Source organism: Sodalis sp. RH24, from assembly GCF_047324145.1.
Classification (GTDB): domain Bacteria; phylum Pseudomonadota; class Gammaproteobacteria; order Enterobacterales; family Enterobacteriaceae; genus Acerihabitans.
The window spans coordinates 2,519,214-2,535,882 of sequence record NZ_CP178729.1 but is presented as its reverse complement, the minus strand read 5'-3'; the positions used below and the strand labels follow the sequence as shown (position 1 = coordinate 2,535,882).

General features: G+C 57.6%; 14 protein-coding genes. 4 read left to right on the top strand and 10 right to left on the bottom strand.

What is annotated here, in order from left to right:
* Position 1: 1 nt before the first annotated feature.
* Together speF and speFL are read right to left on the bottom strand one after the other, a co-directional pair.
* A complete protein-coding gene (gene speF / locus ACL2XG_RS11615; RefSeq protein ID WP_413722121.1) occupies positions 2–2,164 on the bottom strand; it encodes an ornithine decarboxylase SpeF in 2,163 nt (720 codons plus the stop codon).
* Between the two features lie 313 nt (positions 2,165–2,477).
* Positions 2,478–2,561, bottom strand: coding sequence for a leader peptide SpeFL (speFL, locus tag ACL2XG_RS11610; protein ID WP_410016626.1), 84 nt, complete (start codon positions 2,559–2,561; stop codon positions 2,478–2,480).
* Between the two features lie 802 nt (positions 2,562–3,363).
* Here speFL and ACL2XG_RS11605 point away from each other — a divergent pair.
* The 3 genes from ACL2XG_RS11605 (at position 3,364) to folA (ending at position 5,202) form a co-directional block, all read left to right on the top strand.
* Positions 3,364–4,152 (top strand): threonine/serine exporter ThrE family protein, encoded by a 789-nt coding sequence (locus ACL2XG_RS11605; protein ID WP_410016451.1) that lies wholly within the window; start codon positions 3,364–3,366, stop codon positions 4,150–4,152.
* Positions 4,149–4,613 carry a threonine/serine exporter gene (locus ACL2XG_RS11600; RefSeq protein WP_410016450.1) on the top strand — a complete coding sequence of 155 codons (465 nt, stop codon included), beginning with the start codon at positions 4,149–4,151 and terminating at the stop codon, positions 4,611–4,613. Before ACL2XG_RS11605 ends, ACL2XG_RS11600 begins: the two co-directional genes overlap by 4 nt.
* A 106-nt stretch (positions 4,614–4,719) precedes the next feature.
* Entirely contained in the window at positions 4,720–5,202 is a 483-nt protein-coding gene (gene folA / locus ACL2XG_RS11595; protein ID WP_413722122.1) for a type 3 dihydrofolate reductase, read from the top strand.
* 59 nt (positions 5,203–5,261) lie between these two features.
* Here the strand turns inward: folA and apaH are convergent, their stop codons facing one another.
* The 6 genes from apaH to lptD all read right to left on the bottom strand — a co-directional run bounded on the left by apaH (position 5,262) and on the right by lptD (position 12,002).
* Entirely contained in the window at positions 5,262–6,110 is an 849-nt protein-coding gene (gene apaH, locus ACL2XG_RS11590; protein WP_413722123.1) for a bis(5'-nucleosyl)-tetraphosphatase (symmetrical) ApaH, read from the bottom strand.
* A 2-nt stretch (positions 6,111–6,112) separates the two neighbouring features.
* Positions 6,113–6,490, bottom strand: coding sequence for a Co2+/Mg2+ efflux protein ApaG (gene apaG / locus ACL2XG_RS11585; protein WP_410016447.1), 378 nt, complete (start codon positions 6,488–6,490; stop codon positions 6,113–6,115).
* 14 nt (positions 6,491–6,504) lie between these two features.
* Entirely contained in the window at positions 6,505–7,323 is an 819-nt protein-coding gene (gene rsmA, locus ACL2XG_RS11580) for a 16S rRNA (adenine(1518)-N(6)/adenine(1519)-N(6))-dimethyltransferase RsmA (RefSeq protein ID WP_410016446.1), read from the bottom strand.
* Complete coding sequence (pdxA, locus tag ACL2XG_RS11575) at positions 7,316–8,308, bottom strand: 4-hydroxythreonine-4-phosphate dehydrogenase PdxA (protein ID WP_413722124.1); 993 nt, start codon at positions 8,306–8,308, stop codon at positions 7,316–7,318. The genes rsmA and pdxA overlap by 8 nt, the downstream gene beginning before the upstream one ends.
* Positions 8,298–9,593, bottom strand: a complete 1,296-nt coding sequence (gene surA, locus ACL2XG_RS11570; protein WP_413722125.1) for a peptidylprolyl isomerase SurA — start codon at positions 9,591–9,593, stop codon at positions 8,298–8,300. The genes pdxA and surA overlap by 11 nt, the downstream gene beginning before the upstream one ends.
* Before the next feature lie 66 nt (positions 9,594–9,659).
* A complete protein-coding gene (gene lptD / locus ACL2XG_RS11565) occupies positions 9,660–12,002 on the bottom strand; it encodes an LPS assembly protein LptD (protein WP_413722126.1) in 2,343 nt (780 codons plus the stop codon).
* A 182-nt stretch (positions 12,003–12,184) separates the two neighbouring features.
* Here lptD and djlA point away from each other — a divergent pair, with 182 nt between their 5' ends.
* Positions 12,185–13,003 carry a co-chaperone DjlA gene (gene djlA, locus ACL2XG_RS11560; RefSeq protein WP_413722127.1) on the top strand — a complete coding sequence of 273 codons (819 nt, stop codon included), beginning with the start codon at positions 12,185–12,187 and terminating at the stop codon, positions 13,001–13,003.
* A gap of 30 nt (positions 13,004–13,033) precedes the next feature.
* On the opposite strand, the gene rluA is transcribed toward djlA, so the two are convergent.
* Together rluA and rapA are read right to left on the bottom strand one after the other, a co-directional pair.
* A complete protein-coding gene (gene rluA / locus ACL2XG_RS11555) occupies positions 13,034–13,687 on the bottom strand; it encodes a bifunctional tRNA pseudouridine(32) synthase/23S rRNA pseudouridine(746) synthase RluA (RefSeq protein ID WP_410016441.1) in 654 nt (217 codons plus the stop codon).
* Positions 13,688–13,730: 43 nt separating this feature from the next.
* Positions 13,731–16,637, bottom strand: coding sequence for an RNA polymerase-associated protein RapA (gene rapA / locus ACL2XG_RS11550; RefSeq protein WP_413722128.1), 2,907 nt, complete (start codon positions 16,635–16,637; stop codon positions 13,731–13,733).
* Between the last annotated feature and the right edge of the window lie 32 nt (positions 16,638–16,669).

Sequence of the window (16,669 nt, the reverse complement as noted above, 5' to 3'; positions counted from 1 at the left end):
TTTATTGTTTAACGACATAACCATAGGCGTGCTGTATTCCATCCCGATCGCGCTCAAGATAAACCCCCTGCAGCTCCGGCGAGAAGCCGGGCAGCAAATTGATGCCTTCCTCCAGCGCCAGGAAATACCGTTGCACGGCGCCGCCCCACACTTCGCCGGGCACCATGCAAAGCACTCCCGGCGGGTAGGGCAGCGCGCCCTCGGCGGCGATGCGGCCTTCCGCCTTGCTCAGCGGCACCAGTTCAACATGACCGCGCACGAACTCGCCGTTGGCATCCTGCGGATTCATCGCCACCCGCGGGAAGTTCCCCTGGCGGAACATGTCCTTTTGCAGTTGTTTAACGTCGTAACTGACATATAAGTCATGCATTTCCTGGCACAGGCGTCGCAGGGTATAACCCTGGTAGCGTTGTCCATGGCTGGCGACAATGGCGGGCAGGACGTCGGATAAGGGCGCATCTTGCAGTATAAAACGTTCAAAACGGGCGATCTGAGCGACCAGGTGCTGCATTTTAGCCATATCTTCCGCCGGCGTAAGCAGGAACAGAATGGAGTTCAGATCGCATTTCTCGGGCACGATGCCGTTTTCACGCAGAAAGTTGGCCAGGATGGTCGCGGGGATGCCGAAATCGGCATACTCGCCGCTGGCGGTGTCAATACCGGGGGTGGTCAGCAGCAGTTTGCAGGGATCGACAAAATACTGGTTTGGCGCATACCCGTCGAACCCATGCCATTTTTCACCGGGCACGAAATTAAAGAAACGCAGGTCCTGCGCCATTTCGGCGGTGTCAAAATCCTGCCAGGGACGCCCTTCCACGCTTACCGGTACAAAGGGCCTGATCATCGAGCAGGTATTCAGCAGGATCTTTCGGGTCTCGATGCCCAGGGCGACACAATCCGCCCACAAGCGTCGGCCGCTTTCGCCGGCATGCATCCTGGCATTGACATCCAGCGCCGCGAACAACGGATAAAAAGGGCTGGTGGAGGCATGCAGCATAAAGGCATTGTTAAAACGCTTATGATTGCAATATCGCGCCTGCCCCTTGATATGCCGGTCCTTTTTATGAATTTGCGAGGTTTGGGAAAATCCGGCCTGCTGCTTATGCACCGACTGGGTCACGATAATGCCCGGATCGTTTTCGTTTAGCTCCAGCAGCAGCGGGGAACAATCCTTCATCATGGGAATAAACTGTTCATAGCCGACCCAGGCCGAATCAAACAGGATGTAATCGCAGAGATGGCCGATCTTATCCACCACCTGGCGCGCGTTATATATCGTGCCGTCATAGGTCCCCAGTTGGATAACCGCCAGACGGAACGGCCGGGTTTCGCCTGCGCGTGCGGGGGCCACGCGGCGAATTTGCGCGCGCAGATAATCCTCCTCGAAACAGTGGGCATCGATGCCGCCGATAAAACCGAACGGATTACGGGCGGTCTCCAGGTAAACGGGCGTCGCGCCCGCCTGGATCAAGGCGCCGTGATGAACGGATTTATGATTATTGCGATCGAACAGTACCAGGTCGCCCCGCGCCAGCAGGGCATTGGTCACCACTTTATTCGATGCCGAGGTGCCGTTAAGGACAAAATACGTTTTATCGGCGTTAAAGACTTTGGCCGCATGCTGTTGCGCCGCGCAGGGCGCGCCTTCATGAATTAACAAATCGCCCAGCTTAACGTCGGCATTACACATATCCGCACGGAACAGCGTTTCGCCGAAAAAATCAAAAAACTGGCGTCCCACCGGATGCTTACGGAAAAACTGCCCGCCCTGATGACCCGGGCAGGCAAAGGAGGAATTACCCATTTCCACATATTTCTTTAACGTGGAAAAGAAAGGCGGCAATAATTCTTTTTCATATTTTGTCGCCGCGGACTCCACCTGTTTGCCGTAAAAATCGGCATTGCCGTCGCCCAGCTCAAATACGCCGTTAACCCTTGTCAGGTCATGATTCGCCAGCTCTTCGTGGCAGCCGATGGCGACAAAAATAGGGATGTCGAGACCGGTAAGTTTGATGGCGTCAATGGCGCCGCCATGGGTTTCTGATAAGGATAATACTACCGCCGCAATATCTGAGAAATCTGTATTAATTATATCAACCGTCTCCCTTTCGCTATTAAAACATGATTTTACCGCGGCATTGGCGACAATTTTCAAGGGTTTCATTCTATTATATTCTCCTGGAGCAGGGACAAAAGATTGCCTTCGGTTAAATAGGAATCGACAGTCCCATGGTTATTTTTCAAGCATAATGATACGTAATAGTACCTGCCGTACTATTAATAAAATAATGGCCAGAATCATGGCGAACCATCATCTCACAGCCGTGGCGGGCTGAAGATCTTCCGGATGCTGTTCAGTACGGTTCATGGACAATAGCGGCCCGTCAGGATGCGTTAAAACATCTGGCTGGCGGTATTATCTATGGAGAGACGGCAATGACAGTCCCGCAGAAGAGGGTGCCATGTCCAAGGGAAATTTATCTGAAAGAGAAAAAAGAGAAAGAGAAATAGTCACGGCATCGGGGCATCATTAAATGCCTCACTCTGCGTATATGCGCCATTTTCCGGTTATTGTTTTCCATTATGGTTACCTGTTAGTGGGTAAGCAACGAACTGACAGGCGCTATACTATCGGCCATGGAGCCGTTTTCTGTGATCAATCTCATGATTATGGCGGTTCTTTATGGCCGCTATTTAGGCTTAAAAAATAAAAATCCAGCGGCGGCAAGATTGTCTTTTTTAAAACGAAATAAATGGAGCGCATGATAATTCATTTCATTTTGGCGGGGGAAATATCTGAAAAACGAGTGCGTAAATTTAAGCAGTTGAATATGATTAAAGACATGTACAGGTAAGGCATCAAAACAGGATTAAATCGCCTCAGCGCCCATGATATTGGATTATCGACCAGGCTACCGTCCCTTGGGCGGTCGCCAATGCTGTTTAACGCGTGATGCCCATAGAAGATCATCTGCATGATAATACGTAATTATTGCATATATCGGAAACAGGAATATCCAGGCTTTGGCGCTGCGCAGGCGTGGATCGGCCCACGCCGGGGGGATAACGCCACACGCCCGATAGCACGAAATGCTAAACCCTAAAACGCGCCGGTAGATCGGTGTCATGTACAGCATCGGCGTTGAGAAGAAAGCCGGAGGAGTATTGTTTGCCGGGGTAGTTAATTTTATGTAGATATTAAGTTAATTTTTTAAAAGCCCCGCGGCGAATATCACCCGCCGGTATTTAGAACATTATGGCTTTCGTCATGGCATAATTATGGCTTGCCGCCGTTTTTGTTACATGTTAAGAAAAGAGCGTCCATTAAGCGTAGGGTTATCGGAGTGTGGTTGGGTATGGTGCATGTCGATGGGTAGTGAAATAACGCAAGATCAGCAGCGGGTTATCACCCGGCTGTGTATTGAATGCGCGCTCCTGCTGCTGCAGCATGGCGCGGAAAGCATGATCGTGGAGCAGTTGTCGACACGCCTGGGGCGGGCTTTGGGTGTCCAGCGGGTGGAAAGCTCTATTTCAGCCAATGCCATAGTATTGACCACCATTATCAATGATTTTTGCCTGACATCGACGCGCAAAAATAACGATCGCGGCATTAATATGCATGTGGTCACGCAGGTGCAGCATATCGTCATTATGACCGAGCATCGTTTGCTGGATGTCGCCGACGTGACCAAACGCCTGGCCAATATCAAAGCGATGCGCTACCCCCGCTGGCTGATGGTCATCATCGTCGGTCTCTCCTGCGGGTGTTTCAGCCGCCTGAATGGCGGGGGATGGGATGCCTTTGCCGTGACGCTGTTTGCCAGCGGACTGGCCATGTACGTGCGCCAGCTGTTGACCGCCCGGCAAATGAATCCGCTGATCAATTTTTGTATTACCGCGTTTGTCGCCACCTCCGCCTCCGGGCTGCTGATGCGGCTGCCGGTGTTCCAGGGCACGTCGCTGGTGGCGATGCCGGCCAGCGTCCTGCTGCTGGTGCCGGGTTTCCCGCTGATCAATGCGGTGGCGGATATGTTCAAGGGCCATGTCAATACCGGCCTGGCGCGCTGGACCATGGCCAGCCTGCTGACGTTATCGATTTGCATCGGTATTGTCCTGGCGATGGCGGTGTGGGATTTCCGGGGATGGTCATGAATCTGTTGCTGGCGTTACTGGAGGATATGCTGCTGGCGGCCGTACCGGCCCTGGGTTTCGCCATGGTGTTCAACGTGCCGGTAAAAGCGCTGCGCTATTGCGCGCTGCTCGGGGCCATCGGCCACGGAACGCGCATGTTGCTTATCCATTTCGGCATGAATATCGAATGGGCTTCCCTGCTGGCCGCGATCCTGATAGGCATCATCGGCATTCATTGGTCGCGCTGGCTGCTGGCGCACCCGAAGGTGTTTACCGTGGCGGCCGTGATCCCCATGTTTCCCGGCATCTCCGCCTACAGCGCGATGGTGGCGGCGGTGGAAATTTCCCATTTAGGCTATAGCGACGCGCTGATGTCGATCCTGGTTACGCAATTCCTCAAGGCGGGTTTTATTGTCGGCGCGCTGTCGATCGGGTTGTCGCTGCCGGGATTATGGCTATACCGAAAACGCCCGGGAGTATAGGTGTTAGGCGCTTTCTGAATTTTGTGATGGACGTCTGCCGAGGCGCTCGACGGTCGGCGGCAGTTTCCGTATAGTGGCAGCAATTTGACAGCTTGTAAGAGTTTATATGAAAATTAGCCTGATTGCCGCGCTGGCCGTCGATCGCGTGATTGGCCTTGAGAACGCCATGCCCTGGCATCTGCCTGCCGATATGGCCTGGTTTAAGCGCAATACCCTGCATAAACCGGTGATCATGGGCAGGCGTACCTATGAATCCATCGGCCAGCCCCTGCCGGGGCGGTTGAATATCGTCCTTAGCCGCCATCCGGCGGCGGACGACCGCGTCACCTGGGTGACCACGCCGGAACAGGCCCTGGCCGCCGCCGGTGAGGCGGAGGAAGTGATGGTGATTGGCGGCGGCAAGATCTATGCGCATTTCCTGCCGCAGGCCGCGCGTCTTTACCTGACGCATATTGATGCCGAGATTGACGGCGATACCTATTTCCCGGAGTACGAACCGGATCAGTGGCAGTCCACTTTCAGCGAATTCCACGATGCCGATGAGAAGAACAGCCACAGTTTCTGCTGGGAAATACTCGATCGCCGCTAAGCGCAGACGTCGGCGTTAACGCCGAATCAACGGCCATCCGGTCGTTGATTCCCCTCCACTTACATAAGCGCCGTGGCCTCGACGCCGCTCTCATCCTGGCGATTGGAGGGCTGGATAAAGTAGCGTTTATCTTCCCAGCGCAGCATGGTCAGGTGGCCGCCCCAGCAGCAGCCGGTGTCCAGCGCATACACATTCGCCGGCGTGCCTTTACCCTCAAGCGACGCCCAGTGACCGAAGGCAATGCTGTAGTTCTCCGCCACCGGTCCCGGGATCATAAACCAGGGCCGCAGCGGGGCAGGGGCGCTGCCGGGCGCATCCTTGGCAATCATATCCAACTGGCCGTTGGGGAAACAGTAGCGCATCCGGGTCAGGGCATTGGTGCTAAATCGCAGCCGCGCCAGGCCGCTTAGCTCGGGCGACCAATTGCTGGGCATATCCCCGTACATCGCGTCCAGGAACAGCGGGTAGCTGTCGCTGCTGAGTATCGCTTCCACTTCCCGGGCGCAGGTCTTGGCGGTGTCCAGATCCCACTGCGGGGTAATGCCGGCATGGGCCATCACCAGTTTTTTTTCTTCGTCCACCTGCAGCACCGGTTGCCGGCGCAGCCAGTTGATCAGCGTATCGGCGTCGGGGGCTTCCAGCAACGGGGTAATACGATCACGGGGTTTATTACGGCTGATGCCGGCGTAAACCGCCAGCAGGTGCAGATCATGATTGCCCAGCACCATCCGCACGCAGTCGCCGAGTTCGCGCACAAAACGCAACACTTCCAGCGAAGCGGGCCCGCGCGCCACCAGATCGCCGGTGAGCCAGAGGGTATCCGCCGCGGGATTGAAGGTCACTTGGGACAACAGTGACGTCAGCTCGTCGTAGCAGCCATGAATATCCCCGATTAAGTATGTCGACATAATTAGTGTATAAGTGTTGGGATTGCTAAGCGAAAGACGGGAATGGCAATACGAAAAGACTGCCCCTCATGATCCAGCATTTCATAGTGGCCTTCCATCGTGCCCAAAGGCGTTTCGAGAATGGCCCCGCTGGTATATTGAAACTCGCTGCCGGGCAGGATGATCGGCTGCTCGCCGACCACGCCCTCGCCCTGGACCTGTGTTTCCTTGCCGTTGGCGTTGGTTATCAGCCAATAACGCCCGACCAGCTGTACGTTATGCCGCCCGAGATTACGTACGGTAATAGTATAAGCAAAGACATAACGCTCCTGTTCGGGCATAGACTGTGTCTCGACATACATACTTTGAACCTGTACACAAACGCGTGGCGAATTAATCATGACAGCTGCTCCTGTTATTCCTGTTGCGAAGGGTGCTCCGCCAGCCAGTTCGCCAGTTGGCAGTACTGCGCCACGGTAATATTTTCAGCGCGCAGGATCGGGTCGATGCCCAACGCCTTTAATTGCTCCGCGGTAAAAAGGTTACCCAGGCTGTTACGCACGGTTTTGCGGCGCTGGTTAAACGCCTGGCTGGTAATGCGCGCCAGCACCTGCAGGTCGCTGACCGGGTAGGGCAGCTCGGCGTAAGGCACCAGCCGTACCACCGCGGAGTCCACTTTTGGCGCCGGCCGGAATGAGGTCGGCGGCACTTCCAGCACGGGAATGATCTGGCAATAATACTGCGCCATCACGCTCAGGCGGCCATAGGCTTTGCTGTCCGGGCCGGCGACCAGCCGGTTGACCACTTCTTTTTGCAACATAAAATGCATGTCGCGGATTGCCTGAGTATAGCCGAAAAGGTGAAACATCAACGGCGTGGAAATATTGTACGGGAGATTGCCGAATACCCGCAACGGCTGCCCAAGCTGTCGCGACAGTTCGGCAAAATCCACCGTCATGGCATCCTGCTGCACAATGGTCAGCTTGCTGTTCAGGAACGGATGCGTCGCCAGGCGGGCGGCCAGATCGCGATCAAGCTCGATGACCGTCATATGATCGATGCGTTCCGCCACCGGTTCGGTCAGCGCGCCGAGGCCGGGGCCGATTTCCACCATGGCCTGATCGGGCAGGGGATGGATGGCGGAGACGATGGAATCGATGATATTGCCGTCATGAAGAAAATTCTGACCAAAACGTTTGCGGGCCAGATGGCCCTGGTGAACAAGTTTACTCATTACGGTTATTTATCATTTTAATGGCGAGATTTAACGCCGTTTTGATGCTGCCGGCCTCCGCCAGACCAGTGCCGGCCAGTTCCAGCGCGGTGCCGTGATCGACGGAGGTACGTATAAAAGGTAAACCGAGGGTAATATTGACCGCGCGGCCAAAACCCTGGTATTTCAGTACCGGCAGGCCCTGGTCGTGGTACATCGCCAGCACCGCGTCGGCATGTTGCAGGTATTTGGGCTGAAACAGCGTGTCGGCCGGCAACGGCCCGACCAGGTCATAGCCTTCCCCGCGCAGGGCGTCCAGCGTGGGGATGATGATATCGATCTCTTCCCGGCCCATATGCCCGCCTTCGCCCGCATGAGGGTTCAGGCCGCAGACGTAGATACGTGGACGGGGAATGCCGAACTGCGCGCGTAAATCACCATCGAGAATGGCGATCACTTCCCGCAGGGTTTGCGCCGTGATGGCCGCCGGCACCGCCGATAACGGCAGGTGGGTGGTCGCCAGCGCCACGCGCAGCGATTCGGTGGCCAACATCATGACCACCCGTTCGCGCCGGCTGCGCCCGGCGAAAAATTCGGTATGGCCGGTAAAGGCCAGACCGCCGTCGTTAATAATGCCCTTGTGCACCGGGCCGGTAAGCAGGGCGGCAAACTCGCCGTCCAGGCATCCGTCGCAGGCGCGCGCCAGGGTGTCCACAACATAGCCGCTGTTGGCGACATCCAGCGCGCCGGGCCTAACCGGGGCGGGGGCGGTAATGGCCAGTACGCTGACGCTGCCGGCAGGCCTCGGCGCCGCCGGCTGCTGCGGCTGATAAGGGTAAAGCCGCAGCGGCAGCCCGAGCCGGCGCGCGCGGGCGAGCAGGACATCCGGATCGGCGCAGACCACCAGTTCCACCGGCCAGGCCTGCTGCGCCAGCATGGCGATCAGATCGGGACCAATCCCGGCGGGTTCGCCGGGAGTGATCGCCAGCCGCGCTTTATTGCGCATCGCCATCCATAATTTTGACGTAGGCGCCGGCACGCTGTTCCTGCATCCAGGTCTGCGATTCTTCGGCGAATTTGCGGTTGAACAGCAGGCGATAGGCCTGATCTTTTTTGGTGGCGTCGGTACGGTCAACCTGGCGCGTGTCGAGCAACTGGATCAGATGCCAGCCGAAAGAAGAATGCACCGGCTGGCTGATTTCGCCTTTCTTCAGGCGCATAAGCGCGTCCTGGAACGCGGGATCGTAAGCCTGCGGAGCGGCCCAGCCCAGATCGCCGCCCTGGTTGGCGGAGCCGGGGTCCTGTGACAGCAGTTTGGCCTGGGCGGCGAAATCGGTCTTGCCGCTTTTAATCAGCGCCAGCACCTCGTTAAGCTTGGCTTCGGCCTGCTGGTCGGTCAAGACCACCGACGGGCGCAGCAGGATATGCCGGGCATGGACTTCCGTGACCGAGACCTTTTCATCGCCGCCGCGGATATCGTTGACCTTCAGGATGTGGAAGCCGACGCCGGAGCGGATCGGACCGACAACCGCCCCTTTGGGCGCTCCCTGCAGGCGTTCAGCGAACAGACTCGGTAATTCTTCCAGCTTGCCCCAGCCCATTTGGCCGCCTTTCAAAGCCTGCGGATCCGCTGAGTAGCTGATGGCCAGCTTGCCGAAATCGGCGCCGCCCTTGATTTGCTGCACCAGCGAGCCGGCCATGGCTTCCGCTTTATCCACCTGCTCCTGCGTCGGATTTTCCGGCAGCGGGATCAGGATATGGCTTAAATTGTATTGCGCGCCGTTGCCGGTTTGCGCCGCAATCTGCTGGGCCAGGGAATCCACTTCCTGCGGCAGGATGGTCACGCGGCGGCGTACTTCGCCGTTGCGCACTTCGGCAATCAGCATCTCCTTGCGGATTTGCTTACGATAAGTGTCGTAGCTGATGCCGTCATAGGCCAGGCGGCTGCGCAACTGATCCAGCGTCATTTTATTTTGCGCGGCAATGTTGGTAATGGATTGGGTCAGCTGTTCGTCCGTGACGGTAACGTTATTGCGCTGGGCGATGGACAGGATGATATTGTCCATGATCAAACGTTCGATAATCTGACGACGCAGCGTCGCGTCATCGGGCAACTGCTGTTTTGCATCCTGGGCATTGCGTTTCACCGATTGCAGCAGTCCGTCCACATCACTTTCGAGAACGACACTGTTATCGACCACGGCAGCAACTTTGTCCACCACTTGGGGCGCTGCGAACGCGGTTCCGGCGCACATCGCCATGCAGAGAATAAGCGTTCTCCAGTTTTTCATAACTTTTCCATTTATATCAGCCGCATTCGCGGATTCTAGATTAACGTTCGCTGGTCTGAAACGGCCTTAAAACGCCCGTTGGTACGGCAGTATGCCGGAACCCAGCAACTTGTCGGTACCGAGACCGTAATCGCTGCTCAGACCGCGCAGTTGTATATTAAACGTCACGGCATTGTCGTAATTACTGGTGTTACTGTTGTAGTTCCAACTGGTGATCTTGCGATCGTAGCCCACCGTCGCCGCCCAGCAACAGGTGTTGTACTGCACGCCAATCAGCTGTTCGGCGGGCTGGCTTGCCTTGGTATCATAATAATACGCGCCGACAAGCGACCACCGGTCGCGGATTGGCCAGCTGGCGATGGTGCCAATCTGCGCGATCCCCTGCTGATAGCCCGGATGCGAAATGTTGGGCAACATGGCCTGGATATATTCGGGACTGGCATAACGGTAGTTCAATTGAACCATCCGGTTATCGTCGCGACGGTATTCCAAGACCGCGTCGCCCAGCGCCACGCTGTTCAGCCGGGTATCATACTGTACGCCGCCGCGCGCGGCCCACTGGTTATTGATCTGCCAAAAGGTGTCGCCGGCCCAGACGACGCTGCCCGTTTCGGCATCCTGATCCAGGCTGCTGTTGGTCGAACCGGTGCGCGGACGGGTAAAGTAATAGATTTGACCCAGCGAAGCGTTAAAACGTTCAACCAGGGCGTCATCATAAAGCCGGGTGGTTACGCCGCCCGATACCTGGTTGGCGGAGGCGATGCGATCGAGGCCGCTGTAGCTGCGGTCGCGGAACAGGCCCGTATAGTCGGTCTGCAGCAGCGTGGAATCGTACACGTTGATATTGCTCTGGTCGCGGTAGGGCACATACAGGTATTGCACCCGCGGTTCCAGGGTCTGGGTATAATCCTGCGCCCAGTCCATATTCCGTTCAAAAATCATTTTGCCGTCGGTCTTGAACTGCGGCATCACCCGGTTGACCGTGCCATCCAGCCGGCTGTTGGGATTATTGGTATTGTAAGTATCGAGATTGTCCTGCTGATAATGGGTGGCCATCAGCTTGGTTTCGGTGTTCAGGCTGCCCCAGCGGTTGGCCAGCGGCAGGCTGATGGTCGGTTCGACATGCAGCCGCGTGGCCTCGGGGTTATTGCTGCTGACGCTGGTAAACTTGGCGGCCTGGCTGACGATGCGGGTATCAAACGGGCCGACATCGTTCTTGTAATAGGTGACGTCAAGCTGCGGCGCCGCGCGGTAGGCGCTGCTGTCGCCGAAATTAGAGAATATCTGGAACTGCTTGCTGGCCAGGGTGACGTCCCAGTTCTCGTCGGAATAACCGACGCTGAATTTCTGCGTGGCGTAGCCGTCGGTAGTGGAACCGTACTGCGAGGTCAGATCGGTAAAATAATAGGGATCGCTGACCCGGGTATAATCGACGTTGAAACGCCAGACGTCATCCATCACGCCGTTGTGCCGCCAGTACAGCATCCAGCGGTCGGTATTGCTGTCGGAGGGATGATCGGTGGCGTATTCCGAATCGCTGGGCAACCAGTCGAACTGCACCAGGCCCATCCCCGGCGCGGTCAGGTAGCGGAATTCGTTTTGCAACTGGGTGCCGCGTTTACTCATATAATGCGGCGTAATGGTGGCGTCGTAGTTTGGCGCCAGGTTCAGGTAATAGGGGGCGGAAAATTCAAAACCGCTCTTGGTGCCGTATTTGGCATTGGGGATCAGGAAGCCGGAACGGCGCTTATCGCCCACCGGCAGCTGAAGGTAAGGGCTGTAGAACACCGGCACCTTGCCGATCCTGAAGCGGGCGTTATAGATTTCCGCCACCTGTTCTTCACGGTCGTGGATGACTTCCGAGCCTTGTACGCTCCAGCTGTCGTCCCCGGGCAGGCATGAGGTAAAGGTGCCGTTTTCCAAGACCGTGTAGCGGTTTTGGCCGCGCATTTTCATGGTATCGGCATCGCCGCGTCCCTGGCGTCCCACCATCTGGTAGTCGCCCTGGTAAACGTCGGTGTCCTTGGTATTCAGGTTTGACCAGGCCTTAGGTCCATTGAGTTTGATCTGGTTATCGCTGTAATGGACGTCGCCGGTGGCCGTGGCGGTACGCACCGGGTCTTGCTGGCCGGACTGTGTCTGCTGTAGCTCCACCTGTTTGGCATTGAGCGTGCTGTTGCCCTGTTCCACGTCCACGTTGCCGGTAAACAGCGCGTTATCCGGGTAATTGGCCGTCGTATGGTCCGCCTGGATATGCACCGGCAGTTGATTCGGGTCGCCCGTGACCAGCGGCTTGGTATAGGCAGGCACGCCCAGCATGCATTGATCGGCAAAATCCGCCAACGCATGATGGCTATAAAGCGCCGACCAGATCAGGCTGGCCAGCAATGTAGGGAAACGTTTCTTCATATGCTTTTCGGGTGTTCCGTCATCTTGGGCTTCATGCCGTCAAACGGTCAGAGACTATCTCACTCACCGGAGTTGCGCCAGTGTTAAATCCTGCCGTTTATCCGCGCACCGTTAGGCACAGCGATAAATGACAGGTATGATAAAGCAAATTTGCAGTGACGGCATGATGAATTGAGGAGTATATGCGGTATTGGGGTAAGGTGTTGGGCGTTATTCTGGGTTTTCTATCCGGAGCAGGGTTTTGGGGCGTGGTGTTAGGCTTCCTGATTGGCCATATGATTGATAAGGCGCGCGGTGCACGCGGCGGCGGCGGCGGTTTTTTCGCCGATCAGCAGACCCGGCAGAATGTCTTTTTCCGCACCACCTTTCAGGTCATGGGGCATCTTACCAAATCAAAGGGGCGCGTTACCGAGGCGGATATCCAAAACGCCAGCCTGATGATGGATCGCCTGCGGCTTGACGGCGCCGCGCGCACCGCGGCGCAGCAGGCCTTCCGTGAAGGCAAGGAAAGCCAGTTTCCGCTGCGCGCGTCGCTGCGCGAGTTTCGCCAGGTCTGCTTCGGGCGTTTTGATCTCGTCAGGATGTTCCTGGAAATCCAAATCCAGGCCGCGTTCGCCGATGGATCGTTACATCCCAACGAGCGGCAGGTGCTGTATGTGATTGCCGAGGAACTGGGCATCTCGCGGGTGCAATTCGATCAGTTCCTCAGCATGATGGAGGGCGGCCAGCAGTTTGGCGGCGGCGATTACGCGCAGGGCGGCTACCGGCCCGGCGGCGAGCGCGGTCCCACGCTTGAGGACGCCTGCAAGGTGCTCGGCGTCAACAGTACCGACGACGCCATCGTTATCAAGCGCGCCTATCGCAAGCTGATGAGCGAACATCATCCGGATAAGCTGGTGGCGAAAGGGCTGCCGCCGGAAATGATGGAAATGGCCAAGCAGAAAACGCAGGCCATTCAGGCGGCCTACGATCTGATTAAGCGCGAGAAAGGGTTTCACTGATCGTCCGCCGCATGCATTACGGCGGGCCGCTCAGAAATCCGCTTCGCAGCGGAAATGAATGGGCGAGTGGAAGGCCGGGTGGGTAATGGCCAGCTCCTGGGCATGCAACAGCAGCCGGCCGGCCATGGCCTTGGCCTGCGGCGTGGCGTAAAAACCATCGCCCAGGATCGGATGACCGATAGCCTGCATATGCACCCGCAGCTGGTGCGAGCGCCCGGTGACCGGCATCAGCAGCACCCGCGCGGTGAGATCGGCGTCATAAGACAATACCCGGTATTGCGTTTGCGCCGCCTTGCCGGTGGCAAAGCACACCTTTTGCAGCGGCCGGTTGGGCCAGTCGCATATCAACGGTAAATCAATCAATCCCTCTTCCTGGGCGGGGTGTCCCCATACCCTGGCAATATAGGACTTGCGCGGCTCGCGTTCGCGGAACTGGCGTTTCAACTCCCGCTCCGCCGCCTTGGACAAGGCCACGACCATTACGCCGCTGGTGGCCATGTCCAGCCGGTGCACGGACTGCGCCAGCGGGAATTGCGCCAGGACCCGGGTCATCACGCTGTCGTTATGCTCAGGCAGGCGGCCGGGAACCGACAGCAGGCCGCTGGGTTTGTTGACCGCCATAATATGCGCGTCCTGGTACAGGATATGCAGCCAGGGTTCGGTGGGCGGATTATAGGGTTCCATGCTGCTCCGGTTTGCCCGGGGCGTCGCCCCGGGTGCGTCATGCTTACTGATGGGTCACCACGATCAGGCGAATGGCATCCAGCCGCCAGTTTGCCTGGTCCAACTGCTCGAGCACCTGCTGGCGGTTGGACGCCAGCGTCTCCAGCTCGTCCTCGCGAATCGCCGGATTGACGGCCTTTAGCGCCTCCAGGCGATGCAGTTCGGCGCTCAGGCTTTCGTCCGCCTGCCGCCGGGCGTTGTCTATCAATACCTGGGCCTGTTTCGCCACCAGCGCTTCGCTGCTTTGCAACAGCTTATGCACCTCCGGCTGCACCGCGCTGACCAGTTTACCGGCGGTATGACGCTTCACCGCGTTGAGCTGGCGATTAAACTGCTCGAATTCAACCTGGCCGGCCAAATCATTGCCGTTCTGATCAAGCAGCAACCGGACCGGCGTGGCGGGCAGGAAGCGGCTCAACTGCAGTTTTTTCGGCGCGGGCGCCTCCACCACATACACCAGTTCCACCAGCAGGGTGCCCGCCGGCAGCGCTTTATTGCGCAGCAACGATACCGCGCTGGTGCCGCTGTCACCCGATAATACCAGATCCAAACCGTTGCGGATGATCGGATGCTCCCAACTGATAAACTGGGTATCTTCCCGGGACAGCGCCTGCTCGCGGTTAAAGGTAATGGTGCATCCTTCCTCGGGCAGGCCCGGGAAATCAGGCACCAGCATATGCTCCGAGGGTGTCAGCACGATCAGGCTGTCGCTGCGATCTTCCTGGTTGATGCCCACGATATCAAATAAGTTAAGCGCGAAATTCACCAACTGGGCGTCGCTGTCCTGGCCGGCTATGGCATCGGCCAGCGCCTGCGCCTGTTCACCGCCGTTGGAATGCTGCTCCAGCAGACGGTCGCGTCCCTGTTCCAGTTGCAGTTTCAACAGGTCGTGCTGGCGGCGGCAGGCGTGGATAAAGTCATCCAGGCCGTCGAGTTTGGCGGGTTCGCCCAGGTAGCCGATCAACTGCTGGTAGTATTGATCGTACAACGTCCGGCCGGTGGGACAGGTATGTTCAAACGCGTCCAGGCCTTCATGATACCAGCGGATCAGCACCGCTTGGGCCGTTTGCTCCAGATAAGGCACGAAGATCAGAATATCGTGGTTCTGGCCGATGCGATCCAGGCGGCCGATGCGTTGTTCCAGCAGGTCCGGATTGAATGGCAGATCGAACATCACCATCCGGCTGGCGAACTGGAAGTTACGGCCCTCGGAGCCGATTTCCGAACAGAGCAGCACCTGGGCGCCGTCATCTTCCGCGGCGAAATAGGCGGCGGCGCGGTCGCGGTCGAGCAGCGACAGACCTTCGTGGAACACCGCGGCGCGGATCCCTTCGCGCTCGCGCAATACCTGTTCAAGCTGCAGCGCGGTGGCGGCATGGGCGCAGATCACCAGCACTTTCTCCTGACGGTTTTGCAGCAGGAAATCCATCAGCCATTCGACGCGGGGATCGAAGTTCCACCAGGTGGCGTTCTGGCCTTCGAACTGCTGATAAATCTGTTCGGGATACAGCATGTTGCGCGCCCGATCGTCCAGCGTCAGTTTACCGCCCATGATGCCGGCCACTTTAATGGCGGTCTGGTATTGCGCGGGCAGCGGCAGCCTGATTTGATGCAGCAGCCGGCGCGGGAAGCCTTTCACCCCCTGGCGGGTATTGCGAAACAGCACCCGGCTGGTGCCGTGGCGATCCATCAACATGGCGATCAGTTCATGACGCGCCGCCTGGGCGCGCTCATCCTCGCCATTGGCGACGGAAAGCAGGGGTTCGATGCTTTGCTCGCCTATCATATCGGCCAGCAGGTTCTTGGCGTCCTTGTCCAGCGCCTTGCCGTTCAGCAGCAGGGTCACCGCGTCGGCTACCGGGCGGTAACGCTGTTGCTCCGCCACGAACTCCTGGTAGTCATGGAACCGATCGGGATCCAGCAGCCGCAGCCGGGCGAAATGGCTTTGCAGCCCCAGCTGCTCCGGGGTGGCGGTCAGCAATAAGATCCCGGGAATACTGCGCGCCAGCTGTTCGATGACCTGATATTCGCGGCTGGGGGCCTCCTCGCTCCAGGAAAGATGATGGGCTTCATCCACCACCATCAGGTCAAAATCGGCGTCGGCCAGCTTTTCCAGCCGCTCGTGGTTACGGCGGACAAAATCCAGCGAGCACAGCACCAGTTGTTCGGTTTCAAACGGATTATCGCTGTCCTGCATGGCCTCGGAGTAGCGCTCGTCATCGAACAGCGAGAACAGCAGGTTGAAACGGCGCAGCATTTCCACCAGCCATTGATGCATCAACGACTCGGGAACGATGATCAGCACCCGCTCGGCGCGGCCGGTGAGCAACTGCTGATGGATAATCATGCCGGCCTCGATGGTCTTGCCCAGGCCCACTTCGTCCGCCAGCAAAACCCGGGGAGCGTAGCGCTGTCCCACTTCGGAGGCGATATGCAACTGGTGGGGAATCAGGTTGGCGCGGATGCCGCGCAGTCCGTTCCAGGCCTGGCGGAACTGTTCACTGTGAAACTTGCGCGCCCGATAACGCAGGGCAAAACGGTCCATGCGATCAATCTGGCCGGCGAACAGTCGGTCCTGGGGTTTGCTGAAGGTCAGCTTGCTGTCGAGCAGGACTTCCCGCAGGGCCGTATCGGCCTGGCCGTTATCCAATCGGGTGCCGATGTAGGTCAGCAGGCCGTCTTCTTCACGCACGGATTCCACGCTGAGCTGCCAGCCCTCGTGGCTGGTGATGGTATCGCCGGGATTAAATATCACGCGGGTGATAGGCGCATCCGCGCGGGCATAAAGACGGTTTTCACCGATAGCGGAAAACAGCAGGGTGACCATGCGGGCATCCTGTGCCACCACGGTTCCCAGTCCTAATTCACTTTCCGTATCGCTGATCCAGCGTTGACCTAAGGTAAAAGGCATAAATTCTCGGCTCGGTGTTATGTTAGGCAAAA

Bases quoted from the DNA above. Each gene is read 5' to 3' on its own strand.
- speF (WP_413722121.1), bottom strand. From the start codon at position 2,164: ATGAAACCCTTGAAAATTGTCGCCAATGCCGCGGTAAAATCATGTTTT.
- speFL (WP_410016626.1), bottom strand. From the start codon at position 2,561: ATGGCGCATATACGCAGAGTGAGGCATTTAATGATGCCCCGATGCCGT.
- ACL2XG_RS11605 (WP_410016451.1), top strand. From the start codon at position 3,364: ATGTCGATGGGTAGTGAAATAACGCAAGATCAGCAGCGGGTTATCACC.
- ACL2XG_RS11600 (WP_410016450.1), top strand. From the start codon at position 4,149: ATGAATCTGTTGCTGGCGTTACTGGAGGATATGCTGCTGGCGGCCGTA.
- folA (WP_413722122.1), top strand. From the start codon at position 4,720: ATGAAAATTAGCCTGATTGCCGCGCTGGCCGTCGATCGCGTGATTGGC.
- apaH (WP_413722123.1), bottom strand. From the start codon at position 6,110: ATGTCGACATACTTAATCGGGGATATTCATGGCTGCTACGACGAGCTG.
- apaG (WP_410016447.1), bottom strand. From the start codon at position 6,490: ATGATTAATTCGCCACGCGTTTGTGTACAGGTTCAAAGTATGTATGTC.
- rsmA (WP_410016446.1), bottom strand. From the start codon at position 7,323: ATGAGTAAACTTGTTCACCAGGGCCATCTGGCCCGCAAACGTTTTGGT.
- pdxA (WP_413722124.1), bottom strand. From the start codon at position 8,308: ATGCGCAATAAAGCGCGGCTGGCGATCACTCCCGGCGAACCCGCCGGG.
- surA (WP_413722125.1), bottom strand. From the start codon at position 9,593: ATGAAAAACTGGAGAACGCTTATTCTCTGCATGGCGATGTGCGCCGGA.
- lptD (WP_413722126.1), bottom strand. From the start codon at position 12,002: ATGAAGAAACGTTTCCCTACATTGCTGGCCAGCCTGATCTGGTCGGCG.
- djlA (WP_413722127.1), top strand. From the start codon at position 12,185: ATGCGGTATTGGGGTAAGGTGTTGGGCGTTATTCTGGGTTTTCTATCC.
- rluA (WP_410016441.1), bottom strand. From the start codon at position 13,687: ATGGAACCCTATAATCCGCCCACCGAACCCTGGCTGCATATCCTGTAC.
- rapA (WP_413722128.1), bottom strand. From the start codon at position 16,637: ATGCCTTTTACCTTAGGTCAACGCTGGATCAGCGATACGGAAAGTGAA.